This is a genomic window from Sutcliffiella horikoshii, from assembly GCF_008180725.1.
Classification (GTDB): domain Bacteria; phylum Bacillota; class Bacilli; order Bacillales; family Bacillaceae_I; genus Sutcliffiella_A; species Sutcliffiella_A horikoshii_B.
Genome location: NZ_VTEV01000001.1, coordinates 410,920 through 433,918 on the forward strand (window position 1 = coordinate 410,920; position 22,999 = coordinate 433,918).

30 protein-coding genes are annotated in these 22,999 nt (G+C 39.2%); 7 read left to right on the forward strand and 23 right to left on the reverse strand.

Features of this window, described 5'->3' with window-relative positions; genetic code table 11:
- Window positions 1-40 precede the first annotated feature (40 nt).
- The 5 genes from FZC76_RS02045 to FZC76_RS02065 form a co-directional block, all read right to left on the reverse strand.
- Window positions 41-430, reverse strand: coding sequence for a DUF3397 domain-containing protein (locus tag FZC76_RS02045; RefSeq protein ID WP_148986607.1), 390 nt, complete (start codon window positions 428-430; stop codon window positions 41-43).
- Window positions 431-503: 73 nt separating this feature from the next.
- Window positions 504-1,424: a 2-dehydropantoate 2-reductase gene (locus tag FZC76_RS02050; protein WP_187441929.1), complete on the reverse strand. Its 921-nt coding sequence runs from the start codon at window positions 1,422-1,424 to the stop codon at window positions 504-506.
- 126 nt (window positions 1,425-1,550) lie between these two features.
- The gene (locus tag FZC76_RS02055; protein WP_148986611.1) at window positions 1,551-3,095 is read right to left on the reverse strand and encodes an acyl-CoA carboxylase subunit beta; all 1,545 of its coding nucleotides are present in this window, start codon (window positions 3,093-3,095) and stop codon (window positions 1,551-1,553) included.
- Window positions 3,096-3,131: 36 nt separating this feature from the next.
- The gene (locus FZC76_RS02060) at window positions 3,132-3,344 is read right to left on the reverse strand and encodes an acetyl-CoA carboxylase biotin carboxyl carrier protein subunit (RefSeq protein WP_148986613.1); all 213 of its coding nucleotides are present in this window, start codon (window positions 3,342-3,344) and stop codon (window positions 3,132-3,134) included.
- Window positions 3,345-3,378: 34 nt separating this feature from the next.
- A complete protein-coding gene (locus FZC76_RS02065; RefSeq protein WP_148986615.1) occupies window positions 3,379-4,722 on the reverse strand; it encodes an acetyl-CoA carboxylase biotin carboxylase subunit in 1,344 nt (447 codons plus the stop codon).
- Window positions 4,723-4,934: 212 nt separating this feature from the next.
- Between FZC76_RS02065 and FZC76_RS02070 the strand changes: the two genes are divergently transcribed.
- Complete coding sequence (locus tag FZC76_RS02070) at window positions 4,935-5,435, forward strand: N-acetyltransferase (protein WP_148986617.1); 501 nt, start codon at window positions 4,935-4,937, stop codon at window positions 5,433-5,435.
- 45 nt (window positions 5,436-5,480) lie between these two features.
- Here FZC76_RS02070 and FZC76_RS02075 read toward each other — a convergent pair whose 3' ends face one another.
- The 6 genes from FZC76_RS02075 to FZC76_RS02100 form a co-directional block, all read right to left on the reverse strand.
- Window positions 5,481-6,110, reverse strand: coding sequence for a methanogen output domain 1-containing protein (locus FZC76_RS02075; RefSeq protein WP_148986618.1), 630 nt, complete (start codon window positions 6,108-6,110; stop codon window positions 5,481-5,483).
- A gap of 15 nt (window positions 6,111-6,125) precedes the next feature.
- Window positions 6,126-6,569, reverse strand: coding sequence for a thiol-disulfide oxidoreductase DCC family protein (locus FZC76_RS02080; RefSeq protein ID WP_148986619.1), 444 nt, complete (start codon window positions 6,567-6,569; stop codon window positions 6,126-6,128).
- Window positions 6,570-7,083: 514 nt separating this feature from the next.
- A complete protein-coding gene (locus FZC76_RS02085; protein ID WP_060665790.1) occupies window positions 7,084-7,701 on the reverse strand; it encodes an RsfA family transcriptional regulator in 618 nt (205 codons plus the stop codon).
- A gap of 89 nt (window positions 7,702-7,790) precedes the next feature.
- Entirely contained in the window at window positions 7,791-8,552 is a 762-nt protein-coding gene (locus FZC76_RS02090) for an enoyl-CoA hydratase/isomerase family protein (RefSeq protein ID WP_148986621.1), read from the reverse strand.
- Window positions 8,553-8,810: 258 nt separating this feature from the next.
- A complete protein-coding gene (gene rpmF, locus FZC76_RS02095; protein ID WP_010193033.1) occupies window positions 8,811-8,984 on the reverse strand; it encodes a 50S ribosomal protein L32 in 174 nt (57 codons plus the stop codon).
- Between the two features lie 47 nt (window positions 8,985-9,031).
- Window positions 9,032-9,547, reverse strand: a complete 516-nt coding sequence (locus tag FZC76_RS02100; protein ID WP_060666832.1) for a YceD family protein — start codon at window positions 9,545-9,547, stop codon at window positions 9,032-9,034.
- A gap of 159 nt (window positions 9,548-9,706) precedes the next feature.
- On the opposite strand from FZC76_RS02100, the gene FZC76_RS02105 reads away from it, so the two are divergent.
- Window positions 9,707-10,951, forward strand: coding sequence for a nucleotidyltransferase (locus tag FZC76_RS02105; protein WP_148986622.1), 1,245 nt, complete (start codon window positions 9,707-9,709; stop codon window positions 10,949-10,951).
- Between the two features lie 197 nt (window positions 10,952-11,148).
- Here the strand turns inward: FZC76_RS02105 and FZC76_RS02110 are convergent, their stop codons facing one another.
- Both FZC76_RS02110 and FZC76_RS02115 read right to left on the reverse strand, forming a co-directional pair.
- Window positions 11,149-12,174 carry a SepM family pheromone-processing serine protease gene (locus FZC76_RS02110; protein WP_148986624.1) on the reverse strand — a complete coding sequence of 342 codons (1,026 nt, stop codon included), beginning with the start codon at window positions 12,172-12,174 and terminating at the stop codon, window positions 11,149-11,151.
- Entirely contained in the window at window positions 12,164-12,961 is a 798-nt protein-coding gene (locus FZC76_RS02115; RefSeq protein WP_148986626.1) for a patatin-like phospholipase family protein, read from the reverse strand. Before FZC76_RS02115 ends, FZC76_RS02110 begins: the two co-directional genes overlap by 11 nt.
- A gap of 327 nt (window positions 12,962-13,288) precedes the next feature.
- On the opposite strand from FZC76_RS02115, the gene ylbJ reads away from it, so the two are divergent.
- A complete protein-coding gene (ylbJ, locus tag FZC76_RS02120; protein ID WP_392396802.1) occupies window positions 13,289-14,548 on the forward strand; it encodes a sporulation integral membrane protein YlbJ in 1,260 nt (419 codons plus the stop codon).
- Between the two features lie 53 nt (window positions 14,549-14,601).
- Here ylbJ and coaD read toward each other — a convergent pair whose 3' ends face one another.
- From coaD to FZC76_RS02135, 3 genes are all read right to left on the reverse strand, one after another.
- On the reverse strand, window positions 14,602-15,090 hold the full coding sequence (gene coaD, locus FZC76_RS02125) for a pantetheine-phosphate adenylyltransferase (protein ID WP_148986628.1): 489 nt from the start codon (window positions 15,088-15,090) through the stop codon (window positions 14,602-14,604).
- 1 nt (window position 15,091) lies between these two features.
- Window positions 15,092-15,664 (reverse strand): 16S rRNA (guanine(966)-N(2))-methyltransferase RsmD, encoded by a 573-nt coding sequence (rsmD, locus tag FZC76_RS02130; protein ID WP_148986975.1) that lies wholly within the window; start codon window positions 15,662-15,664, stop codon window positions 15,092-15,094.
- A 310-nt stretch (window positions 15,665-15,974) separates the two neighbouring features.
- Window positions 15,975-16,292 (reverse strand): hypothetical protein, encoded by a 318-nt coding sequence (locus FZC76_RS02135; RefSeq protein ID WP_148986629.1) that lies wholly within the window; start codon window positions 16,290-16,292, stop codon window positions 15,975-15,977.
- 94 nt (window positions 16,293-16,386) lie between these two features.
- On the opposite strand from FZC76_RS02135, the gene FZC76_RS02140 reads away from it, so the two are divergent.
- Window positions 16,387-16,776 carry a DUF7147 family protein gene (locus FZC76_RS02140; protein ID WP_148986630.1) on the forward strand — a complete coding sequence of 130 codons (390 nt, stop codon included), beginning with the start codon at window positions 16,387-16,389 and terminating at the stop codon, window positions 16,774-16,776.
- Window positions 16,777-16,860: 84 nt separating this feature from the next.
- On the opposite strand, the gene FZC76_RS02145 is transcribed toward FZC76_RS02140, so the two are convergent.
- On the reverse strand, window positions 16,861-17,136 hold the full coding sequence (locus FZC76_RS02145; protein ID WP_060666840.1) for a YlbG family protein: 276 nt from the start codon (window positions 17,134-17,136) through the stop codon (window positions 16,861-16,863).
- A gap of 130 nt (window positions 17,137-17,266) precedes the next feature.
- Here FZC76_RS02145 and FZC76_RS02150 point away from each other — a divergent pair, with 130 nt between their 5' ends.
- Window positions 17,267-17,599: a hypothetical protein gene (locus FZC76_RS02150; protein WP_148986631.1), complete on the forward strand. Its 333-nt coding sequence runs from the start codon at window positions 17,267-17,269 to the stop codon at window positions 17,597-17,599.
- Between the two features lie 413 nt (window positions 17,600-18,012).
- On the opposite strand, the gene FZC76_RS02160 is transcribed toward FZC76_RS02150, so the two are convergent.
- From FZC76_RS02160 to FZC76_RS02175, 4 genes are all read right to left on the reverse strand, one after another.
- Window positions 18,013-18,462, reverse strand: coding sequence for a YlbF family regulator (locus FZC76_RS02160; protein WP_148986976.1), 450 nt, complete (start codon window positions 18,460-18,462; stop codon window positions 18,013-18,015).
- A 67-nt stretch (window positions 18,463-18,529) separates the two neighbouring features.
- Window positions 18,530-18,955, reverse strand: a complete 426-nt coding sequence (locus tag FZC76_RS02165) for a hypothetical protein (protein WP_148986633.1) — start codon at window positions 18,953-18,955, stop codon at window positions 18,530-18,532.
- Between the two features lie 111 nt (window positions 18,956-19,066).
- Window positions 19,067-19,306, reverse strand: coding sequence for a YlbE-like family protein (locus tag FZC76_RS02170; protein WP_088018023.1), 240 nt, complete (start codon window positions 19,304-19,306; stop codon window positions 19,067-19,069).
- A 15-nt stretch (window positions 19,307-19,321) separates the two neighbouring features.
- Window positions 19,322-19,714 carry a YlbD family protein gene (locus FZC76_RS02175; protein WP_148986634.1) on the reverse strand — a complete coding sequence of 131 codons (393 nt, stop codon included), beginning with the start codon at window positions 19,712-19,714 and terminating at the stop codon, window positions 19,322-19,324.
- Window positions 19,715-19,852: 138 nt separating this feature from the next.
- Between FZC76_RS02175 and FZC76_RS02180 the strand changes: the two genes are divergently transcribed.
- Window positions 19,853-20,338, forward strand: coding sequence for a PaaI family thioesterase (locus tag FZC76_RS02180; protein WP_148986635.1), 486 nt, complete (start codon window positions 19,853-19,855; stop codon window positions 20,336-20,338).
- A gap of 14 nt (window positions 20,339-20,352) precedes the next feature.
- Window positions 20,353-20,724 carry a hypothetical protein gene (locus tag FZC76_RS02185; RefSeq protein WP_148986636.1) on the forward strand — a complete coding sequence of 124 codons (372 nt, stop codon included), beginning with the start codon at window positions 20,353-20,355 and terminating at the stop codon, window positions 20,722-20,724.
- A 20-nt stretch (window positions 20,725-20,744) separates the two neighbouring features.
- Here the strand turns inward: FZC76_RS02185 and FZC76_RS02190 are convergent, their stop codons facing one another.
- Complete coding sequence (locus FZC76_RS02190) at window positions 20,745-21,806, reverse strand: CAP domain-containing protein (RefSeq protein ID WP_148986637.1); 1,062 nt, start codon at window positions 21,804-21,806, stop codon at window positions 20,745-20,747.
- Between the two features lie 550 nt (window positions 21,807-22,356).
- Window positions 22,357-22,770 carry a CBS domain-containing protein gene (locus FZC76_RS02195; RefSeq protein WP_148986638.1) on the reverse strand — a complete coding sequence of 138 codons (414 nt, stop codon included), beginning with the start codon at window positions 22,768-22,770 and terminating at the stop codon, window positions 22,357-22,359.
- Between the last annotated feature and the right edge of the window lie 229 nt (window positions 22,771-22,999).

Below are 22,999 nucleotides of genomic sequence, written 5' to 3' on the forward strand. Positions count from 1 at the left end.
TGAGTATAGCATTGATTTCCATTGTTTCAAAAAATATTGCTTAAGCAAATGTTTCAAAAACCCGTTTAATTATTCCAAATGTTAAAAGACAAAAATACGTAAGAAAAAACAGAAGAAAATTCAGCCTCCAAAACCCTTTAAACACTCTTCTAAAATGGATTTCCTCTTTGATCTTATAATGTGTCAAAACCATCACGGTTGCAATCAACAATAACACAGTTAAAATGACCGAAAGAAACGACGTATCCCAGATGATGATCATAATAAAGTGCACAGCTAAGATAAAAAATAGGGTCGAAGCATCAATCGCCAAATGAAAGGACTTCTTATTGTTTCTTGTTACCAGCTTAGCTATATAAAAAAATGCAATCATCGCAAAAATAGGAAGCGTAACAATTGTAGCGAAAGTTCCTGCTAAAATTCCGGACATTTTTTACATACCTCTTTTCACTTACTTGATTATTTTTGTAATTCACAAGCAGGATGAACTAGCATAAGAGGTATTAACAGCTTGCATCGTTTTGAAGCCCTTTAACAGCTTCATAAATAAATTCTGTTAGCGGAACTAATTTTCCTTGTTTTTCAGCCAAGTTTATCATATATCCCAAAATCGCATCGACTTCGGTTTCTCTCCCTGCATTTATATCCCGCTTCATAGAAGAACTGTTTTCCGATGTTTTCTCGCAAATGGAACAGATATGATTCCACATGTGCTCCCTATTATCTGTTTGAACCAAAAAGCCCATCTCATTATATAAACGTTTCATGCAGTTTTGATAATATTTATTTGATAACAGCTCCCCATTACGAACATCAAATATAGCCGTTAACGGGTTTATGATGGCATTAACAAGCAATTTTTCAATCATCATTCCGTAATAATCCATGCACACTTCAAGCGGAAAATTCACACCTATTGAATCCGACCAACTATTCATAAACAAAGCTGCTTGTCGGTCTTTCTTTGTCACAGGATATCCTGCTATTTTCGTGCGTCCTTTACCTGTCCACATTACGGTGCAATCGTTGATTTTCTTTACACCATGTTCAACTACCCCTAATAAAATCTGAGGTTTCGAGAACTGTTTGAGCAAATCAATATGTGACATTCCATTTTGAAGAAAAAGGATCGATTGATCTCTCGAGCACATTTTTAGAACAGGGAGGATTGCTGTTAAGCCATATTGCTTTGTTGCAACAATGATTAAATTGTCCTTTAAAGGAACATCTTTCTCCCACTTCATGACTCCTACATTTCTTGTTTCTTTCCCATTTTCACTATGCAGAACAGTTAGCCCTTGCTCTTTTAATAGTTGTAGTTGTTCTTGCCGTTTAACATAAAGAGTGACAGCAAATCGTTTTGATAATTGGGAGGCATATAGAAGGCCGACAGCACCTCCGCCAATAATTCCAATATTCATCATATCCCCTTCTTTAGTCCTATTTCTCTTATTGTACCAATTTATCGTTAATGGTTGTACTGTTCTTTTCCCCTGCGCTATCTTGCACATAAAAAATATCCAGTGCCACAAATGGGCACTGGACATTTTTTACACCGGATAAACCGGGTGTTTACGATGACTAAATGTCATTTGCTTGCCTGAATAATAATGGAAGCGGCTAATCAATACATCTCGTAAATCTTTTGCAGGTACTATATCATCTACAATCATTTCCGAAGCTAATTTATAGATATCAATGTGTTCTTTATATTCCTGGTGCTTTTCTTGTACAAAAGCAATTCTTTCTTTTGGATCTTCAATTTCATTAATTTTGTTTGAATATACCGCGTTGACCGCTGCTTCAGGTCCCATTACTGCTATTTGTGCAGTCGGAAGTGCAATGCAGCAATCCGGTTCAAATGCCGGCCCTGCCATTGCATAAAGTCCCGCCCCATAAGCTTTTCTTACCACAACAGAAATTTTTGGAACCGTTGCGGAACTCATCGCTGCAATGAGTTTAGCTCCGTGGCGGATAATACCTGCGCGTTCCACTTTTGTGCCAATCATGAAACCTGGAACATCAGCAAGGAACAGTAAAGGAATGTGGTATGCATCACAAAGCTGAATGAATTTCGCACCTTTGTCTGCAGAATCTACAAAAAGTACTCCACCCTTCACTTTTGGCTGGTTTGCGATAATCCCGACAACCTTTCCATCCATCCTTGCGAAACCGGTTATTAATTCAGGCGCGAATAACTTCTTGATTTCAAAGAAACTGTTTGCATCTATCAACTGATCTATCGCTTCATACATATCAAATGGCGCGTTTTGATTTACAGGAATGATATCTGTCAGCGCTCTTCCTTCTTTTGGGCTGACAGCATCCAATTCTTTTGTCTTCTCCTGGTAACTGCCAGGAAAATATTCAAGGTACTTTCGGGCTTGCTGAATAGCTTCTTCTTCCGTAGCAGCGAGGACATCTCCACAACCACTGACAGAGCAATGCATTCTTGCTCCACCCATTTCCTCCAGTGTAACCTTCTCCCCAATTACCTTCTCTGCCATACGAGGAGACCCCAGGTACATGGATGCATTTCCATCTACCATTACCACAATGTCACAGAAAGCAGGAATATAAGCTCCTCCAGCAGCGGATGGACCGAATAATAGACAAATTTGTGGAACCATTCCAGAAAGCTTTACTTGGTTGTAAAAGATTTTTCCAGCGCCGCGGCGGTTAGGGAACATGTCTAGTTGGTCTGTAATTCTCGCTCCGGCAGAGTCAACTAGATAAAGAATCGGAACCATTAGTTTTTCGGCAGTTTCTTGAATTCTAATAATTTTTTCTACCGTTCTCGCTCCCCATGAACCTGCTTTAACAGTAGAATCATTTGCCATCACACAGACTGTTTGACCATTTATTTTACCTATTGCCGTTACAACGCCGTCAGCCGGAAGCCCTTTTGCTTTATTATTGGCAAAAAGTCCATCCTCCTCGTATTGTCCGTTGTCAAATAGTAGAGCAAGGCGGTCACGAACAAACAACTTGTTTTGTTCTTTTAATTTCTCGTGATATTTCTCACTTCCGCCGCTCTTAATCGTCTCTACCGTTTCTTGAAACTCTTGTTCTAAATCAGTGGTGGTTTTTATCATCTTATTCCCCCGCTTTCTTCTCAAAGTTGTCAAATACTATTCCAATTCCAGCAGCACATCTCCATCATTTACGAATTCGCCTTCTGCAGTAGAAATGCTCGCCACTTTCCCGTTCATCATTACTTCCACTGGAATTTCCATTTTCATGGACTCTAAAATAATTACAGTTTGACCAGCTGTTACTTCATCGCCAACTTCCACTAACACCTTCCAAACTGTACCTGCCATTGCTGCTTCCACTTTTTTCATTATAATTTCCTCCTGATCTCATGTTGTAATAGATTTAAGTAGTAATTGGGTTCATCGACTGAATAAAACCAGTATGGTAGTGACCAGAGACAAAATCATCGGTCTCAAGGGCGCGTATTAAAAACGGAAGATTCGTTTTAATTCCTTCGATTGAAGCTGCCCTTAAATACTCTTTTGCCCGTTCAATTGTCGCTTCTCTCGTCTCACCGGAAACGATAATCTTAGCAATCATTGGGTCATAAAATGGTGTTACTTTTAGATCTGGACCATAGCCGCTATCCACTCTGACTCCCTCTTCCATAGGAAGGTGCCATTTAGTGATGAGCCCAGGTGAAGGAAAGAATTTCACTGGATCTTCTGCATACAGACGAAATTCTATCGCGTGTCCGGTGCTTGTGATTTCCTCCTGTTTCACTGGCAGCTCTTCGCCAGCTGCAACATGAAGTTGCCATTCTACAAGATCAAGCCCAGTGATGCACTCCGTTATCGGATGCTCAACCTGCAGTCTGGTATTCATTTCAAGAAAATAGAAGTTTTCCTCTTCATCCATGATGAACTCGACAGTTCCGGCATTCTTGTAACCTACTTCTTTTGCGGCCAAGACAGCAGCTTCACAAATTTTTATTCCAGTCTCTTGGCTCATTGCCGGACTCTGTGCTTCTTCAATTACCTTTTGGTTCCTTCTTTGAACAGAGCAGTTCCTTTCAAACATATGTACAACATTTCCATGCGCATCTCCAAAGATCTGCACCTCTATATGCTTGGCATTACCCACGTATTTTTCAATAAACATATCCTCGTTTTTGAAATAAGCTTTCGCTCGTTTCTTTGTCTGTTCGAAAGTATTCTCGATATCCTGTTTGTTTTCACAGCGGTGCATTCCAATTCCACCGCCTCCTCCACTAGCTTTTAACATAACAGGGAAACCGATTTTCTCTGCAAGGACCAACGCTTCCTCCAATGATTCAACAGGCTGCTCAGAGCCAGGAACAATCGGCACGCCAGCTTTAATCATCGCTCTGCGGGAAGATAATTTATCTCCCATTAATTTGATAACGTCCACACTTGGTCCAATGAATGTCAGTCCTGCTTCCTGGAGCGCTTGTGCAAACTCTCCATTCTCCGATAAGAAACCGTAGCCTGGGTGGACTCCATCCACGTTTTCTTCCTTGGCGATTTCCAAGATTCGTTCTACGTTTAAATAAGATTTTTGAGGCGGGGCCTCACCTACATGTCTTGCTACTGTCGCTTGCTGAACATATGGCAAATCTTTATCAGCGTCAGAATATATAGCAACTGTTTCTACCCCTAATCGTTGACATGTTCGTATGATTCGTTCTGCAATTTCTCCTCGATTAGCAATCAGTATTTTTTGCATGGAGTTATCCCCTTTCTAAAGAACTTGCAATTTAAATCCCTAACAAACTACTATTTCTACATAATTCCTCGATTTCCTTCTTTAATTGCAAGCGCTTTCTAAAATTATTGCAGAATTTTTTGTTTTTTTGTTATATAATTAATATTAAAATAAACCATTCTGCTTAATATGTATAGTGGTAAGCGCTTCAATTAGAGATATCCAAGGGGGAAATGTATATGACTGTTAAAAAACTATCAATAAACTATAAAACACTGGAAGAGTTCAAACAGTTCAGGGAATATGGCATACAGGAACTATCCATGTTGGAAGATCTCCAAGATAACATAATCGAAAATGACAGCGAATCACCATTCTACGGTATTTATTATGGTGAAAAACTTGTGGCAAGGATGAGCCTGTACCGGGTTTCCAAAGAGCTAGATAAATATTTTGAACCTCGCCAAGATTATTTAGAGTTATGGAAATTAGAAGTATTATCTAATTACCAGCGTAAAGGTTTCGGGAAAGAACTAGTTGATTTTGCGAAAGGGTTTGGGCTTCCAATCAAAACGAACCCTCGTGTCAAATCAGCCGACTTCTGGAATCGTATGGGGTTCACTTCTGTACATTATGATGTAGAGCGTGATCTAGGGGAAAACCCGCTTGTGTGGTATCCAGAAGGAGTTAAGGCTCAAGAAAGACTCTCGGCTAAAGAGGAAACGACAGATTAAAAGTAAAAGGTAATTGCTTCAATTTGAGCAATTACCTTTTTTGTTTTACTTTTTATCCACCTGGTTTTTCAAGCTTTCCAATTCGTCGAGCAGCTTGACCACAAGTTCATCACTTTTACGAAGTTCCTCATTCAAAAGCACAATCGTCTCACTTTCCCATTGGAAAGGATCTGTATTCTCTGGTGTTCGAGGAAGGTTTTCGTAAACATCGCCATTTACAAGTTCATTGGGTTTAAAATAGATGACTACTTCACATCCAAGATCACCAACGGCTATTCGTTTCTTCAAATTAACTCTCCCATATCCAAATTTTCTTGAGGCAATCCCCCCAAAAACACTAGAAGTCATATTACAAAGATGTGGAGCATCCCTTACCATTTCACCGAAAGGACAACGGTTTGCTTTAACAATTACATACTCTGAAGTAATGGAAGAGATATAGAATTCTCCACCAATAGAATTTTTTAAATCTACAATCACTTCTGCATATTTGTCTACGGACCAATTATCTTCTCTATTGCCGTAAAAGTCCTCAATCCATTCCCCTGTTCTCAATCCTATTTGGCGAATATATTCCCCCGCCGTTTTCCCCACTGTTTTTTCATGGATAAATGCATATTGCGTAATGAGTTTCGAAAGAAATATCGAGCCAGTCAATTGTGTTTTGGTGCTCATTACTCTCTTCCTCTCCTATAGAAATCTTTTTTTCATTTCTGGGTTTGGCAACATACATTGGTCTTTCTTTCCGAACCATCTATAGCGATTTCTCGCAATAAAAGAATAAACTATATCTCTTAGAGGTTTAGGTATAATAATCAAAGGATACAAAAGCTTCCAAGCACCATCTAATTCTTTAGCTACTTTTAAAGCTGCTGTAGACTTCGTATATAGTTTCTTGCTATCTACATAATAGAAGCTATCAAACTGGTCCAAAGGGAGAGAATGCTCCTTTAATATGGTTTGTCCCCCTTCAGACTGAAGCGAGGCAAACTTAAAGTTCGCTTCTTTGTCATGTTTTATCACAAAAGTCACCATGGAATTACACAAATTACATACCCCATCAAAAAGAAGAATAGGGTGCTTAGTATGTATTTCAGGCAAAATATCTCTCCTTTCAGGAACCATCCAGATCATTCCATTACTTTTTCATTATACAACTAAATCCCTCTAATGTATCTATTCAACTCAACTCTTTGTAGATTTTTGTGGTCATAACTATGGAATTCGAGTGAATAAAAGGGATTCTCCTGTCGTTCAGGCGTATAGAACCGTTCTATTAGACATTTCAAGAGCATTCTCCTGTTGCCCGGGGGTATAGAACCGTTCTATTGGACATTTCAGGTGATTTCTCCTCCCGTTCGGGCGTATAGAACCGTTCTATTGGACATTTCAGGTGGTTTCTCCTCTCGTTCGGGCGTATAGAACCGTTCTATTGGACATTTCAGGTGGTTTCTCCTGCCTTCGGGCGTATAGAACCGTTCTATTGGACATTTCAGGTGGTTTCTCCTCCCGTTCGGGCGTATAGAACCGTTCTATTGGACATTTCAGGTGGTTTCTCCTGCCTTCGGGCGTATAGAGTAACGTGTGTTATGACCCATAACCAATTAAAAAACCACCCTGGTAAAAGGATGGTTCCGATTTCAAGATGCTATTTCTCCACTCTCTCTAAATTCCCGTTGCGATCCATTTGAAATTTCACTTTTTTGTTTTTTTCATCATCTTGTAGTACAACCATTTTCCTGGCGCGCTCCATAATTTCGATTAGAGCACGGTAATCTTCTTCTACCAAATTCATGGATGATTCAAGTTCCAGCTTAGCCTCTGCTATATGTTTAAGGTCAGCTTCTAACTGTTCCACTTGCTTTTTCAGGCTTTGATTCTCTTCTTTAATTTTTGTATATTCATTTTCTAATTGCTCTAGATGATTTAAGTAACTGATTACAGCTGAAATTGTCAGGTTATCTCCTGCATATAATTTATTATTAATTGCACCAAAATCATTTTCAAAGGCGACAGGTTGAGGAGCAGCTTGCTCTTTTTTCAGCTCTTTACGTTGTTTCTTCGCCAGTTCAATTCCTGTTGCATATTGTTTCCTCACATATGAATTCCACCGAAAACCGCAAGCAGCAGATGTCCGAGAAAGCTTTTTTCCCACTTCCTCAAACGCAGTCAATTGGGTTCCACCTTCTCTTATATATCGTAAAACCACTTCCGCCAACAATAAATCTTCATCTTGAGTCCAAGCATCTTGACGAACAGTAGACATATTGCTATCCCCCTTACACACTTTTTTTACCTATACATATGCGTGTAATAGAAAAGATAGACTACGTGTTGACTAAAATGCCCTGTATTCTACTTTTTCTTACTTTCTAAAAAAGCTTTTACGGCATCGTGATGTTCATCTTGTTCCCAAAGGACGGAACATTGCTCTATCTCAGCTAGCATTCTTTCTTTTAAAGCTGTCTGTTCCCATCTGGAGATAACACTCTTTTTGTAACTTCTCAACACCGCGGAAGAAACGGCGATTTCCTCTTGTAATGACTGGGGCTCGAAAAATGGGACCACTTTTTGGATAAACCCTAACTCCAATGCTTCACTGGCTGTATACGTTTTAGCAGACGTCAACATTTTCATAGCACTTGCATGCGGTATTTTTTCCATCAACATGCTCGCTCCTCCCCAACCGGTGGTGATGCCAAGTCTGCCTTGTACAAATCCAAGTTTTGCATGAGTTAAAGCCCAGCGTTGATCACAGGCAGATGCAATTTCACAACCTCCCCCTATTGCAGTTCCGTTTATTAAAGCAACGGTTGGAACCGGCAGCGTCGTGAGGTCATATAAAATCATTCCCATTTTTGAAAGCATGCTGTAGGCTTCTTCTTTTGTATGTAATGCATGAAATACGGACAGGTCCCCACCGGAACAAAACGATTGATTTCCACTGCCAGTAATGATGAAAGCTCGGATGGCAGGATTTTCTCTGACTTGCTTTAGTGAAGACTTTAATTCGTTCATTACATCATAATCGATGGCATTTCGTTTGTCTGGGCGGTTGATGGTAAACCAGTAGTATTGGTCATCATCTATGTGAGTGTTGACTTTTAATTCTGTCATGATTTTGTGGACCACCTTTTTTGGAGTATTGTGTTTATTTTAACTTATTTTTGGTGTGGTGTGGGGATTATGTGGTCGTATTGATAGTAGGAAAGAGTTGAGTAAGTTTCTCTGTTACCGTTTGCGGTTCCTTGGATGAGTTTCGGGCTTTGAGACGGCTTCTCTTTTACCGTTTGCGGTTCTTCCAGCGAGTAAAGGGGCTTTAAGAGTTCCAGCGCATAAAAAAAGCACAAGGCATAAAGCCTCATGCTTTTTTCATTATTTATTTACTACTTCTTTCCCTTTGTAAGTACCGCATGCCGGGCATACACGGTGTGATAATTTCTGTTCACCGCAGCTTGGGCATTCTACCATACCAGGAACTTGTAGTTTAAAGTGTGTACGACGCTTTCTTTTTACAGTTTTAGACGTTCTTCTGAAAGGTACAGCCATTCTTCCCACCTCCTTAAAAAATGAGCATCTACTACATCATGTAATGTCTACTCTTGGTCTTTCTCAAAAAACTTAGCCAGTCCTGCAAGTCTTGGATCCACTTTTTCTTGTGTATCCTCTTCTGAAATGACGCCCCAGTCTTTACCTGATTGGGGAGCTGCTTCTTCCTTATCGGGAGAATCACTGAAAACCTGCATCGGCACTTCTAGGATAATCGCTTCTCGAATAATTGGCATTAAATCGACAACGTCTCCTTCGACCGTATGCAACTCTTCTTCATCCGTTTCATACTCGCCAGGCTGAAAAAGATAAGTTTCAGTTGTTTTTATCGTAAAAGGATAGTCCACATCAACCAACGTACGTGAACATGGTAAAACCATACTACCTTCCACAGTTAGATGAAACGTAGCTTTTCTTGAACTTAAATCAGCTCTTCCAGTTACGTGAACTGGTTTGACAGATCGAATTTCACTATGTGCCGTAATTTCACTTACATCAACTGTTTCATCGATTTCTAAACCTTTATGTTGTAACTGATTTAACTGGAATAATGTCCATTTCAACAAGATATTCACCTCAAGGCAACAAAAGTAATTATAGCTTTCGCAAGTTTATTTGTCAATATTTTTTCTTTACACTATAATTATAGACATAATAACGTAAATTGAACAAGTATCCAAGTAAATAATTGATTGATGAAATATAGACGGAGTGGGTGTGAAATGAAATCCTTAGGTGTAATTGTGGAGTACAACCCTTTTCATAACGGACATTTGTTTCATTTGACAGAATCAAAAAAACTGACAGGTGCAGATGTTGTAATTGCTGTAATGAGCGGGCAATTTCTTCAACGAGGAGAACCTGCGCTTGTATCCAAGTGGACACGAACAAAAATGGCGCTTTCCAATGGCATCGACATTGTTGTGGAATTGCCGTACGCATTTGCTACACAAAAAGCAGAAGTTTTTGCAGGTGGCTCGATATCCATTTTGTCAGGATTAAAATGCGACAATGTGTGTTTTGGTAGTGAACAGGGAAACATTCAGGACTTTGAACGTACGATTCATTTAATGAACGAACATAAAGATACGTATGATTTGTTTGTTCAGAAGTATATCGCAAAAGGTTATAGCTTTCCGAAAGCTTCTTCTCTCGCCTTCAAAAGATTGACTGAAAACAGAGAAAAAGTGTTGGATTTGACTCAACCGAATAATATCCTTGGTTTTCATTATGTAAAAGCAATCCAAGATCAAAGAAGTTCCTTGCAACCTTGCACCATTGAAAGGATAGGGGCTGGCTATCATGATCCAGAATTCAATGATACACCTATTGCCAGCGCAACAAGCATAAGGAAACATCTTTTTGATCATAGTGGAAATATTGAAAAGGTCCAAAGGTTTGTACCTCAATCTACATATAATCTGTTAGGTCACTATAAAGAGCACGTAGGAAGCTTTCATCAATGGGAGGATTATTTCACTCTCCTTAAATACAGAGTTCTTTGTAGCACACCGTCTGAGCTTTCAGAGATATATGAAGTAGAGGAAGGTCTCGAGCACAGATTAATTCATACTATGAAAGAAAGTTCTACTTTTCATGAATTTATGACCAAGCTAAAAACAAAGAGATACACGTGGACAAGACTGCAGCGAATGTGCACTCATTTACTTACCAACACGAAAAAGGATGCTATGCAGAATGTTTCTTCTTCTAAGCAAAGTGAGTATATTCGCTTGTTAGGTATGACAAAGCGTGGGCAAGCTTATTTGAAGCAAATTAAAAAAGAGGTGGAAATGCCTATTCTTTCTAAAGTGTCTGGTGTGGAAAGTGCGATGCTTGATATGGATATTCGTGCAACCAATACATATGCCATGAAGTTTCAAGAGCCTGCACGGAGTGATTGGATGCTGCAGGAGTTTTCCAAACCACCGATACGTTATGATGAACAGGAAAGTAGGTTTATATAAAAAAATTATCCGTCACATTAAGTAACTAACTACCTGGATTGTAACTTTTCAGGTTCTTATTGTAACTATTTCTGTGGTTATTGTGACTTTTCCAACTGTTATTGTGACTTTTTTGCGGGTTATTGTGACAATTCGAAATTCGAAAGAATAATTCTTCGTAAAAAACGCCTCACCACCATGTGTGAGGCGTTTTCCCATTATTCACTTTTAGCTTCCAATTGCTCCAAATACTTAATCGCATCATCAAATGTATCTACAGGCACAATCTTCATGGATGTGTTAATATCTTCCGCCGCTACAAGGGCTTCTTGATAATTAGACCCTTCCACACCTTTTTCATTTGGTGCAAAGAAAATATCAACGCCTGAGTTATCGGCCGCAACAATCTTTTGGGCAATTCCACCGATTCGGAGGACTTCTCCTTTTTCATTGATTGCTCCTGTACCTGCAATTTCATACCCTTTGGAGATGTCTTCATCCATAAGTTGATTATAAATTTCCAAAGAGAACATTAATCCTGCAGACGGCCCTCCTATTTGAGCAGTGTTGATTGTAATCGGAGGGTCCATGGTAATTTCGTAATCCGTTAATAAACTGATTCCAAGCCCAGCACGGTTTGGGTCCTCGGGATGCTCTCCTAATGTAATGGAAGTTGTTTTTTCTTCCTCGTCTCGATCAAAAGTAAGATCTATTGTGTCCCCGATATTTTTTTCACCGACCACTTCCATCAATTCCTCTGCGGTCGCTGTTGCTTTACCATCTATATGTGTTATTCGGTCACCAATATCAAGCTTGCCTTCAGCTGCTAATCCTTTTTTAACACTGAACACATATACTCCCTTGGAAATGAGTTCAACTTCTTTGCCAGCCTTCTCATAAGCTATTTTTATAGCTGTTTCTTTAGAACTCTCCATCATATGTAACTGTCGGTAGTTATACTCTTCGTCTGACTCATCCTCGGCACGGATCTGGTTGATAGGGAAGATATTTTGATAGTCACTTACCTTTGCAAAGGCGTAGGTGAAAATATTTGCCTTCCCCATTTTAACGGTGGTCAGCATAAAGCTTCCTTCGTCTTCATCCCCGCCTTCTACCGATACAAGGGGCCTTAATTCCTGCGCATCACCAGGACGTGTTACATAGTAGGGCAATGTCACAAAATTCAAGACCACTGCTAGCACTATCCCAATTAAAAGGGACCTCATAAAATATCTACTTTTCATGTTGCTGTTTCTCCTTCCACTCCTCTATCGTCTTCTTAATATAGGGTATCTGCAGTCTAGTCGCTTCTTCACCGATTCGAATGATTTCCTCAATGTTGGTAAATGCCCGTGAACTGTAATGAGCAACAGAAGGCCTTATCATAATATCTGCCTCCGTTTCACTTCGTTTTACCAACTCGTTTTGCATAATATCTATTGTTTGCAAAATAACATCGAAAATCGAATCAACCGGTTCATTGGTTTTTACTTGTGAGACGTCTATCGCGATAACAATATCTGCACCCATTTCTTTCGCTACGCTAGCCGGGACACGGTCTACAACTCCACCGTCGACCAGCAAACGTCCATTAACTTTTTCTGGAACAAAAATACCTGGAATGGAAATACTTGCCCTGACAGCATCGGATATTGGTCCACTAGTTAATACTACTTTCTCCGCCTTTTCCAAATCTGTCGTAACGATGGAAAGGGGAATGTCTAATTCTTCAATGTTTTTGTTTTGAGTGAACATGCGGATAAGTTCTTTCACCCGGTTTCCACTTACAAATCCCATTTTTGGAACAGTAAAGTCCAGGTAATACTTTCGTTTGAATGCAGTGGCAATTTTATATAGGCGATCCATTTCATGTCCCATTGCATAGAAGCTTCCTACAAGTGCCCCCATACTGCTTCCGGCAATCAGATCCACGCTTATATTCTCTTCTTGTAATACTTTCAATGCGCCAAGGTGAGCAAAACCTCGTGCACCACCAGATCCCAATGCGACTCCTACTATAGGTTCTTTCAAGTTATCACCTCAAGCTGTGTACAGCCACCTAAAGCTTTACAGCAACCAAATTATCAAGTCCTATACCATTATCCTTTGATTCTTCTAATTTATCATACGCTATTCCTTTTTCTTGGTGAACAAACTGTGAAGACTTGGGTCATTTTAGGTTCTATTCCACTATCCCTTTTACGTATATTGAAAGGTAAGGTGATGGGACAAACCTGGTTACTCATCTAAGGGTAATTATTATTATTCTAACAAAAACCTATTCATTCTTGTACAAAAAAGAAATCAAGTAATCATTGATTATTTTCATATGTGAACATTTTAGTTGTTTTTATTCTTATGAAGGGGGTTAATCGGTTGGATTATTCGAAGGTCAAGACAGTTTTCTTAGCTTTAATCATTTCCCTGCTTACACTATCTCTTATTCTTAACCCTCAAGCATCTTTTCAAGCAAGTGTAAGAGGACTTAATATGTGGTGGGATATAGTATTTCCGTCCCTTCTGCCATTTTTAATAATCAGTGAACTCCTAATTGGATTTGGTGTAGTGGCGTTTATTGGGGTCCTGTTAGAGCCTTTTATGCGGCCACTTTTCAGAGTGCCTGGAGTCGGAGGTTTTGTATGGGCTATGGGCATGGCTTCAGGTTATCCTTCTGGAGCAAAATTAACCGTGAGGCTGCGTCAGGAAAACCAAATAACGCAAGTTGAGGGAGAACGCCTTGTCTCCTTCACCAACTCTTCTAATCCACTTTTTATATTCGGCGCTATAGCAGTTGGATTTTTTCACAATCCAAAAGTCGGAGTTATTCTAGCCGTTGCCCATTATTTAGGAAATATATGTGTCGGGTTGATTATGCGATTTTATGGACCTTACTATGTTTCCAAACGTCAAGATGACCTGTCTAGAACTCCTCAAAAAATATCTATCAGAAAAGCTTTTTCCGAGTTGCACAAAACACGCCTAAAAAACAACAAGCCTATTGGGAAACTGCTTGGGGAAGCAGTATTGTCCTCTGTTCAGACATTACTAATGGTTGGTGGATTCTTGATTCTTTTTTCAGTGTTAAACAGCATGCTTTCCATATTTTCCGTTACAGCTATACTTGCAACTATTATCAGTGTGTTTCTAGGTGTATTTGATATTTCAAAAGACCTTAGCTATCCACTTATATCCGGGCTGTTTGAAATTACTCTAGGCGGAAAATTGACAAGCGAAGTAAAAGGGGTCAGTTTAATGGAGCAAATTGTCATAACCAGCTTCTTCCTTGCTTTCAGCGGGTTCTCCGTTCAAGCACAGGTTGCAAGCATTTTGGCAGAGTCTGATATCCGCTTCAAACCTTTCTTCCTCGCCCGAATCCTGCATGGTGTCTTTGCAGCAGTTATTACTTTTGTTTTATGGCAGCCGTTAGATCAAAGGTTAAAAGGGTTTGAGACTGCCGACGGAGACTTGCCCGTTTTTTCCCCCTATTTGCCGGAAGGATTTTGGGAAACAGTCTTTGGCCTGCTTCTGACATATGGCCCTATATTTACGATCTCCATGCTATGGATTTACCTTTTGCTGCTGTTAAAGCGAATTGTTAAAATGAACATGCTTAAATGATGTCAATTAAAAAAAAGCCGTCATGAAAATTGGTTTTCATGACAGCTTTCGTTCTATTCTTTATTATGAAACTTTTTTTTCAAAGCTTCTTCCACTGTCGGCGGAACTAGTTCTGATACCGATCCATTATATTTCGCAACTTCTTTCACAATGCTTGAGCTTAAGAATGAATACTGGTTATTAGTCATCATGAACAATGTTTCAATACTTTCATCTAATACTCTGTTCATGGATGTTATTTGCATCTCATATTCGAAATCAGATACTGCGCGCAACCCTCTTACAATGGAACGGGCATTTTTGCTGTGTGCATAATCAATAAGTAAGCCATGGAATTCTTCTACTTCTACATTCCCAAACTCTTTCGTCACCTGCTTAATCATATCAACCCGCTCATCGACAGAAAATAAAGGTTTTTTAGATGAGTTATTTAATACACAAACATATACCGTATCAAATACTTTAGAAGCTCTCTTAATTATATCTAGATGCCCGAAAGTTACCGGATCAAAACTCCCCGGACAAACTGCTACACTTGCCACGTCATTCTCCCCCTTTTTCTCCACTGCTATGGTGGTAAACGGAGATGACCGTCAACCCATAGACTTCCTTTCTTGTTCGTTGAAATGTACCCAGAATTTCAGGCAACTCCACTTCATTGCTATGTTCTGCCATGATCAGTCCGTTTTGTACCAGAAGATCAAATTCACTTATTTTATGTATCAATTCTTCTAAATGATGCTTTTTATACGGGGGATCTAATAAGATTAAGTCAAATTTGACCTCACGTTTTTTTAATGCGTTTAGTGCTCTCATTGCATCGTTTCGGTAGACTTCAACCTGTTCTTCTAAATGGAAGGTTTCTATATTCTGCTTGATTGTCTGAATGGCCTTTCCGTCCTTGTCAACAAAGATTACTTTGTCGACCCCACGGCTTAACGCCTCAATGCCAAGAGATCCGCTTCCTCCGAATAGGTCAAGTGCCGAACCACCGTCAAAATATGGACCGATCATATTAAACACGGACTCTTTCACTTTATCGGTCGTTGGTCTCGTATTCATTCCCGGAACCGCTTTCAATTGTCTACCTTTCCATTTCCCTGAAACTACTCTCATCTTCTCACCATACTTTGTTTCTAAATTACCAATCATCAATATCCTATCATATTCGACATGAATTTCAAAAGTATTTCTCAGGCTCAATTTTAGTTTTATCAATTGTGTATAGCTTTACACCTTTTGGTTCATACTTAGTGTTAACAACATCCTTTCGTGTGATGTTGTTGCCAACCGCGGAGAAGACTTACGTTTCCCCATAAGTTCTTCCTCCGGTTTCTCCTCTCCCTTTGCCTTCTTAACCTTGATTCGTTTCAAGGGATGGAAGGACCCTGCCCGGACATCCGAGCAGGGTTTTTTTGTTAGGTTATTATGTTGGCATATCAATATCCAAGACATTGTCATGTGTCTCACAGTGGGACAAACATAATTCTCCCCATTCATGTTGATTCAAGATACCTTTCTGTGAAACATATCCTTCTATTTCCTCAAGACTTCTATCTTCTAAAAGTTTTTCTTCTTCCTTGCTTAAAAGACCTTCTTGGACAAGGTAGTATAAAATTCCTGTTACAAGCATTCCTTTAATAGGCAGACCCTTATTGGATGAGGAAGCATTCTTTCCGTAAAAATGATCATGAATATACAAAACGATTAAACTTGATATAAGAAACAAGGTGAACCAAAGCATCGATATACCTCCTTTAGACTGTATATTCGCTTCAATTTTCATATGGAACATGGTAAAGTATGTGTGAGTAAAGCTCGTTGAGAGGAGAAATAAAATGATACAACGCTTTATTGAACTCGGAGAAGGCTATTCTGATATATATGAACTTATGGAGCTCGCAAGAAGTAATAAAAATAGACTGCAGCATCTCATTATGCTCCATACGGTGAAAAACGAACAAAATCTGTCTTCTTTTGTTGTTGTAATGAAACCTACAAACCCTGGTGACTTTCAAGCTCTTTATATTAGTTTGGAAGGGATTCCAAACCATCAATTCCAACCTAATAAACGCGCTGACCTTTTTCAAGAGCTGGCGAAGGAATTGGATAAAGAAATCATTCAATTCGAGGTAAAACCTACAGACGTTTTTGCTGAAAAAGAGCTTTATTTTCAATATTTAATTGGAATATTGCGGTTAAACCATTATATTCCCGCTTTAAGGTAATCATGAAACATATCAGTACCGGACATCTCTTTATAATAGAAAAAGCAGTACCAAACCTAATTTCTTAAGTTTGTACTGCTTTTTCTATAAGCCCATCTTATAGTCATATTCTTTTGCTTTGTCCGGTCTGGAGTTTTCATAATGAGTTTTAATAGACGGCTTATGTGAAACCTCTACCTTTTTGACATAAGATTGTCTATTTAGCTTTTCCACCAATGCTTCCGTATCCTCACTGTTACAATAGAACAGGACATATTTCAATTTTTTTGATATATAGATGACATTTCCATAGCGCCTTAGCAGTTTGGCTTGCTTCAATGAATGTAGCCATACCACAATGCCTTGCCTTTGTGATAGCATATGATTTACCCCTTTAAAAATATTGATCCAGTTTTTATTATAGTTTAGCATGAATGGAAAAATTATGACATACTTAACGCACCCCAATTGGGGAATATTCGATCATTAATTAGAGGAAAGGGCGTTTTTCATGGAGTTGGAGCAGATTTGGGATGTTTTTTTAGAAGAACTTGATAAAAATGATTTAGTCTTTAACTGTTTCCGAAAACATGTAGCAGGTATTCCCTTTCTATACGTAGAGGTTGATCCAACACATATTGATGGTTGGGAAGGTAAAGGTATATCCTTTATTGGAGTTTGTTCAAAAGTTGCAATGCATAGGAAGAAAGTGACAGTGGAAACGCATTTTGTGAGAAGGGATAAATCTCTATTTGTTTATAGGCACCGCTTCTATGTTCCTCAGGAAAAGATGTTCTGTTGTGGGAATCTTTGTGATGATTGTATTCGGTTGAGAGTAAAATAGTTTAGGTGCTTGGTTAAGCGCCGCTGTTGATTTCCGCAAATGGCTTCGCTTTCCTAGGGGCAGTGCTTGAGCCTCCTCGCAACGCTTGAGGGGTCTCAAGCTACCGCTATCTTCCTCAGGAGTCTTCGCCTTTTGCTCCAATCAACAGCTATAGATCACGAGAACAAAAAGTAAATGCTTATTCAGTTAACCTGGTTAGATACCTTATAAAACCTTTAGGTGAATGAAGTAACATTCTTGATTAGAGTGGCAGGCGCGTATACACCCGCGGGAGGAAGGGACAGGTGAAACCCCTGTAGCGTTGAGAGGAGGCTCACGGACCGCCCGCAGGCACGCCAAGCGCGTGGAACGGAAATCACCGTATATTGCTTAACGAAAAAAAGAAGCTACAATTTATGCAGCTTCTTTCTTTGTTAGCTTGCTTTACATCCACAACCGCCGCCAGAGCCACAGCCGCCACCGCAGCTTGATAGGGAATCGAAGAATGGGTTACCAGTTGGCACTTTAACGTTGGTAGAAACTGCCTGCCCTATCATCACACTAATCTCATCAAGGGTTTTTTGAATGGCATCTTCAGCTTGTTTAAAAGCATGGATGGTTTCGTGGAGATCCACTTTACGTTTCAACTCCCGTGTTTCTAGGGTTACTTTGCGATAATCGGGGTGATACTTTCCGAATCGCTGAACTTCCTCATATCTTTCTTTTATAGAATCGAATGCACGGATAAGCTCCTGTGCTTCTTCGTCATGTTGTAAATTATATAAACAGCGATGATAGTCTTCAGCAAGTTCGGACTGCCAAATCATTTTCGCTAATTCTTCTGCTTTTTCAACCATTTGAACATGCTCAAAAGTTGCAATCATCATCGAATACACCTCCAAATCCATCATACCATGTTTTTCTAGAGATGTATAATACCCAAAGTGGCGATTAAATTTCTACCTGGATTGTCTGTTCTACGCCGTATTCCGTCTCATCATTATGGAGCAATTTGACGGTCAAATTATGGTCTCCTTTTGGTACGCCTTTAAGGATGAATGCACCTTTTGTGAAGCTTCCCCATTTTTTATTATCTACGTAGACAACAACCTGACCTTCACCTTGTTTTTTAGTCCCGCTTTTCTCTTTAAATTCAAAATTTGGTGTAATAATACATTCAAGATAGATGTCCTGATCTTTCACGGAATGATGCAAGGTCATGGAGATATCTTTATTATTTGATGTTGTATTTGTAGAAATGACCTCGACCACCTCAACTTCTGTTGCTGCTTCACTCTCGGGCTTTTGTTGATCTTCTTTACAGCCTCCAAGCACAAGTATTAACAGACAGATCATAAGCAACATTGATTTTTTCATATTTTTTGCTCCTTTCTAGTATTGCTATTTGTATAGTTTGAGAAAGGAGGATATATTCTATTCTAATTAAAAAATACGCCCACATTTAAGTGGTGCGCTTGAATTTCAAATTTAGTCCATATTCTTCATTGTTTGAAACATATGAACCATCATAGAAGCCATTTGAACGGAGTTTTGAAACTTCTCCACTTTATGAGGAATCGTTTGCTTATAATAATGCATGGAGGATAACTCAAAGTCGTTAAGCTTCTCTGGATTTCTAGTTAGCGTTCGATACCATATAGGTTGTTCACGTAAGTAACTTTTTAACGTTTTCTTTTTTTGGATATATTCATAGACGTCTTTTCTCATTTGCCTCATCCATTCCTAGTCTTTTCGAAACGAAAACGGATTTTTCACTCCTTGGGTTGGGGAACTGCCTTTAGTTGAATTTGGTATGAACTGTTGAATTAACTGCTGAATATTGCCTATAGCAGAATTGACATTTGTCAGATGATACTGCATCTGGTTCACATCCATCTTTTTCAAAGATTGCAGCAGTTGAGGAATAACATCGGATTTTTTTTCTGTTTTCTCCTCTTGTGTTTCGTCATCACGGAAACTTTTCCAGCTCTCGTCCTCTTCCCCTAGCAGATACCATTCCTCAAACAAATCTTGCCAGGTCTTTTTCTTGCTCTTGACTTCTTGTGAAAGCTTTGGATGTCTTTTTACAAAGTCTTTGAACTTTTCAATGCTAGGATGTTTTTGATTTGTTGCCATTCTCTCACCCCTCTCCTCGTTATTATGCCTAGTTTATTTTATTTGGAAAAAGTAAAAGCGTTCGCCTATTTTTCTTTTCTTCCTTGTCCTCCCTTGATAAGATGAAGGTAGACTTTTTCGAGAAAGAAGGACAGAGTAATGGATATTAAGCAACAATGGAACCACTTTTTATCAGATGCTACGGAGGAGGAAAAACATGTAGCTTCCTTATATTTAAAGAGCATCGAACGAATAAGAAACGGTTCGAACAGTACACACATCGGGGCACTTATGGAAATCAACAGTGAATTTCAAGAGCCAGATACTTTAACCATGACGATCCCTAACACCGAACTTCTTCAGAACTCATTAGATATTTTACACGGAGGTTTAACGGCGACATTGCTTGACTCTGCTATGGGTACGCTTGCTTTCAAGTTAATCCCAGAAGACAAAGCTGCAGTTACGACTGAAATGAAAGTAAATTACGTAGCAAAAGGCGTTGGGGATCATTTTACATGTGTGGCTTCAGTGATTCATAAAGGAACAAAGTTATTGGTGATGGAAGGCAAAGTCTATCGGAGTGATGGTGTTTTGATTGCCCATGCAACAGGCAGTTTTTTTGTTATTCCAAAAAGAACCTAGAAAGGAAGGGTGAATTGGTTACTGCCATCGTTATCCCTATTCTAATTGGTTATTTTTATTGGATCACTAAAAAAGAGACTAAGAAACAGAAAGAGCGTTGGAAGAACCTCTCACTCGTCCCTTCTGAAGCTAGATTGGTAGGGAACCTCCTGTCTATACATACAGAAAACAAACGGTTTTATCATCAACTGTATATACTGGAGACCATTTGTCTGATACAAAATGATTATGGACTTACAACAGTTGTTTATAGGCAGCCATTTACTCCTACAAGTAACCCTCCTTCATTTAGTAAAGGTGATCAATTACAGATTGTTGGAAGCTGGGATGGTGAAGTTTTTCTAGCAGGCGATATGAAAGTAGTGAACAGAAAAAGGCAGCCTTGAATGACTGTCTTTTTTATGTTCTACCATGTTTCTATAAAATTTTGTGTATAATATTTCTCCTTCACTCCTACACCAAGGTGGGTAAATCTTGGATTTAATAACGTATTCCTGTGCCCTTCACTATTTAACCAGCCTTCCACTGCAGCAACTCCGTCCACATACTTTGCAGCGATATTTTCCCCAGCCAATCGAAAAGGGACTTCTCCTAATGTAAGTCTATCAGTCAAGTTTCCTTTTGTGGGTGATGTATGAGAAAAATAGTCTTCCTCCATCATATCTTTACTATGTAAGTATGCAACCCCTGCTGTATCTTCATCCCATTCTACTGGTGATAGCTCAAAGCGATGTCTAATAATATTTGTAAAGTCAATAATCTGCTTTGCATCCCCTTCCTCGACCCTTGCCCATTCTTCCTCGCTTAACTCTTTTGGTTCGACTAATGGACCTCTATATAAAAGTTCATAAGGGCGTTGTTTAATCAGAGTAGAGATGTCCATGTAGCGAACACTTGAAAGAGTTTGTTCAAAATTATCAAAATATAACTGCACATAGAAGTCTTCCACTTTAAGCAAAGGTCTTGTTTTCAATTCTTCTTCTTTTAACTGAAAACGATAAGAACCTTCTTCATGGGAAACTGTCAAATCATTTGAAAAGTTGTATGTATCATTCAACTCATCGTAAGATTGCCCTACATTAAACAGTTCATTTTCACTTTCACTTCCTGTACTAAAAATCGTGACGACCTTCCCCTCACTCACGCCAAATTGCATATAATTCTCCAAATTCTCATTATAAATCCACCATTCGTAATCATAGGAGGACAGATCCTTTCTAACCGGTTCTCCTAGCTTGTCCAATAAGACTTGTGAATCCTCCCCCATAAAAGAGGCTAGACCGCCTATCTCTTGATTCATTTGAATTTCAGATTGTACGAAAGCTTTGTCTTCTGATTGTCTTTGCTCTGTGGCAATTTGGCCAGTTAATGGTTGTTCTGTAATAAGCTGTTCCAATTCATGCGGTTCAACATTAACAAACAAATATAAACAAAATGCAATAAATAGCAAAAAGAATAATCCCCTCATTTCTCTTTTCCCTCCCTTTTCTATCATTATATTTACTAGATTTACTTTCATTCACGATTTTACGTTTTAATAGACAATAGTAGATTTATTCTATCTATACCCTATAAAAGTAGAATGAATACTTTTGTTATAACATAAATAAACCGGTTAATAATCAACCGGTAATTTTAAAGAATTTAGTTATTGGTACTGCGCCGCTGTTCCTTTCCGCAAATGGCTTCGCTTTCCGCGGGACGGTGCTTGAGCCTCCTCTCTTCGTTGCGGGGTCTCAAGCTACCGTTACTCCCCCGCTGGAGTCTACGCCATTTGCTCCAATACACAGCTAGTAAGTCATTAAAAGAAACTTCAAGGGTACTTTAATAACTCTGTTAGGTCGTCTTTTTGACCTATGGTGAATGAAGTAACCTTGTTGATTAGAGTGGAAGGCGCGAAGACGCCCGCGGGAGGAAGGGACAGGTGAGACCCCGCAGGCGAAGCCGAGGAGGCTCACGGACCGCCCGCAGGCAAGCGAAGCGCCTGGAACGGAAATCAACAGCGTACTATGTTTAGGTTATTTTTCTGAAATATCACTAAGCGCATCTCCAGCTTGGTCGTCTGAGTAATCCCTAACAGCCAAATCTCCTAGTGATACTATTCCGATCAACTGCCTATTTTCCACTACAGGCAATCTTCGGACTTGATGTTCTGCCATTAGATGAGAAGCCTCTGCAATAGAAGTATCAGGACCAATGGTAATTAAGTGGTCGCTCATTACATTTGTTACTGAATTAGAACCTGGATGTTTTTCTGCTATACCTCGGACAACTAGGTCCCTATCAGTGATCATTCCCAATAGCTGTCCATTTTCCACAATTGGGATGGCCCCTACATTCAGATCCTTCATTTTTGTTGCAACTTCGAACACATTATCCAATGGGGTGCAACAATCTACATTCGTCGTCATAACATCTCTTACCGTTTGCATTTTTTTCTACCTCCGATTTATTTCATACATAGCTGTCCACTATTTTGAAGAGGATAAAGGTATCTTCTTCTACAACATTAGGTTCACCATTTTCTACAAAATCATGAATTTTTCCAAAAAACTTATCTGGACCAGCCTGAGATTGAGAACCTTTTATTGAAAGTTGTCCGCTTTCGTACTATTATAAAACAGGGAGCATACTTTATTTAGTTTCACAGTGATAGAAAAA

Excerpts from the sequence above, each read along its gene's own strand:
- FZC76_RS02045 (WP_148986607.1), bottom strand. The coding sequence starts at position 430 with ATGTCCGGAATTTTAGCAGGAACTTTCGCTACAATTGTTACGCTTCCT.
- FZC76_RS02050 (WP_187441929.1), bottom strand. The coding sequence starts at position 1,424 with ATGATGAATATTGGAATTATTGGCGGAGGTGCTGTCGGCCTTCTATAT.
- FZC76_RS02055 (WP_148986611.1), bottom strand. The coding sequence starts at position 3,095 with ATGATAAAAACCACCACTGATTTAGAACAAGAGTTTCAAGAAACGGTA.
- FZC76_RS02060 (WP_148986613.1), bottom strand. The coding sequence starts at position 3,344 with ATGAAAAAAGTGGAAGCAGCAATGGCAGGTACAGTTTGGAAGGTGTTA.
- FZC76_RS02065 (WP_148986615.1), bottom strand. The coding sequence starts at position 4,722 with ATGCAAAAAATACTGATTGCTAATCGAGGAGAAATTGCAGAACGAATC.
- FZC76_RS02070 (WP_148986617.1), top strand. The coding sequence starts at position 4,935 with ATGTATATGACTGTTAAAAAACTATCAATAAACTATAAAACACTGGAA.
- FZC76_RS02075 (WP_148986618.1), bottom strand. The coding sequence starts at position 6,110 with ATGAGCACCAAAACACAATTGACTGGCTCGATATTTCTTTCGAAACTC.
- FZC76_RS02080 (WP_148986619.1), bottom strand. The coding sequence starts at position 6,569 with ATGATCTGGATGGTTCCTGAAAGGAGAGATATTTTGCCTGAAATACAT.
- FZC76_RS02085 (WP_060665790.1), bottom strand. The coding sequence starts at position 7,701 with ATGTCTACTGTTCGTCAAGATGCTTGGACTCAAGATGAAGATTTATTG.
- FZC76_RS02090 (WP_148986621.1), bottom strand. The coding sequence starts at position 8,552 with ATGACAGAATTAAAAGTCAACACTCACATAGATGATGACCAATACTAC.
- rpmF (WP_010193033.1), bottom strand. The coding sequence starts at position 8,984 with ATGGCTGTACCTTTCAGAAGAACGTCTAAAACTGTAAAAAGAAAGCGT.
- FZC76_RS02105 (WP_148986622.1), top strand. The coding sequence starts at position 9,707 with ATGAAATCCTTAGGTGTAATTGTGGAGTACAACCCTTTTCATAACGGA.
- FZC76_RS02110 (WP_148986624.1), bottom strand. The coding sequence starts at position 12,174 with ATGAAAAGTAGATATTTTATGAGGTCCCTTTTAATTGGGATAGTGCTA.
- ylbJ (WP_392396802.1), top strand. The coding sequence starts at position 13,289 with ATGAAGGGGGTTAATCGGTTGGATTATTCGAAGGTCAAGACAGTTTTC.
- rsmD (WP_148986975.1), bottom strand. The coding sequence starts at position 15,664 with ATGAGAGTAGTTTCAGGGAAATGGAAAGGTAGACAATTGAAAGCGGTT.
- FZC76_RS02135 (WP_148986629.1), bottom strand. The coding sequence starts at position 16,292 with ATGCTTTGGTTCACCTTGTTTCTTATATCAAGTTTAATCGTTTTGTAT.
- FZC76_RS02140 (WP_148986630.1), top strand. The coding sequence starts at position 16,387 with ATGATACAACGCTTTATTGAACTCGGAGAAGGCTATTCTGATATATAT.
- FZC76_RS02145 (WP_060666840.1), bottom strand. The coding sequence starts at position 17,136 with ATGCTATCACAAAGGCAAGGCATTGTGGTATGGCTACATTCATTGAAG.
- FZC76_RS02150 (WP_148986631.1), top strand. The coding sequence starts at position 17,267 with ATGGAGTTGGAGCAGATTTGGGATGTTTTTTTAGAAGAACTTGATAAA.
- FZC76_RS02160 (WP_148986976.1), bottom strand. The coding sequence starts at position 18,462 with ATGATTGCAACTTTTGAGCATGTTCAAATGGTTGAAAAAGCAGAAGAA.
- FZC76_RS02165 (WP_148986633.1), bottom strand. The coding sequence starts at position 18,955 with ATGAAAAAATCAATGTTGCTTATGATCTGTCTGTTAATACTTGTGCTT.
- FZC76_RS02170 (WP_088018023.1), bottom strand. The coding sequence starts at position 19,306 with ATGAGAAAAGACGTCTATGAATATATCCAAAAAAAGAAAACGTTAAAA.
- FZC76_RS02175 (WP_148986634.1), bottom strand. The coding sequence starts at position 19,714 with ATGGCAACAAATCAAAAACATCCTAGCATTGAAAAGTTCAAAGACTTT.
- FZC76_RS02180 (WP_148986635.1), top strand. The coding sequence starts at position 19,853 with ATGGATATTAAGCAACAATGGAACCACTTTTTATCAGATGCTACGGAG.
- FZC76_RS02190 (WP_148986637.1), bottom strand. The coding sequence starts at position 21,806 with ATGAGGGGATTATTCTTTTTGCTATTTATTGCATTTTGTTTATATTTG.
- FZC76_RS02195 (WP_148986638.1), bottom strand. The coding sequence starts at position 22,770 with ATGCAAACGGTAAGAGATGTTATGACGACGAATGTAGATTGTTGCACC.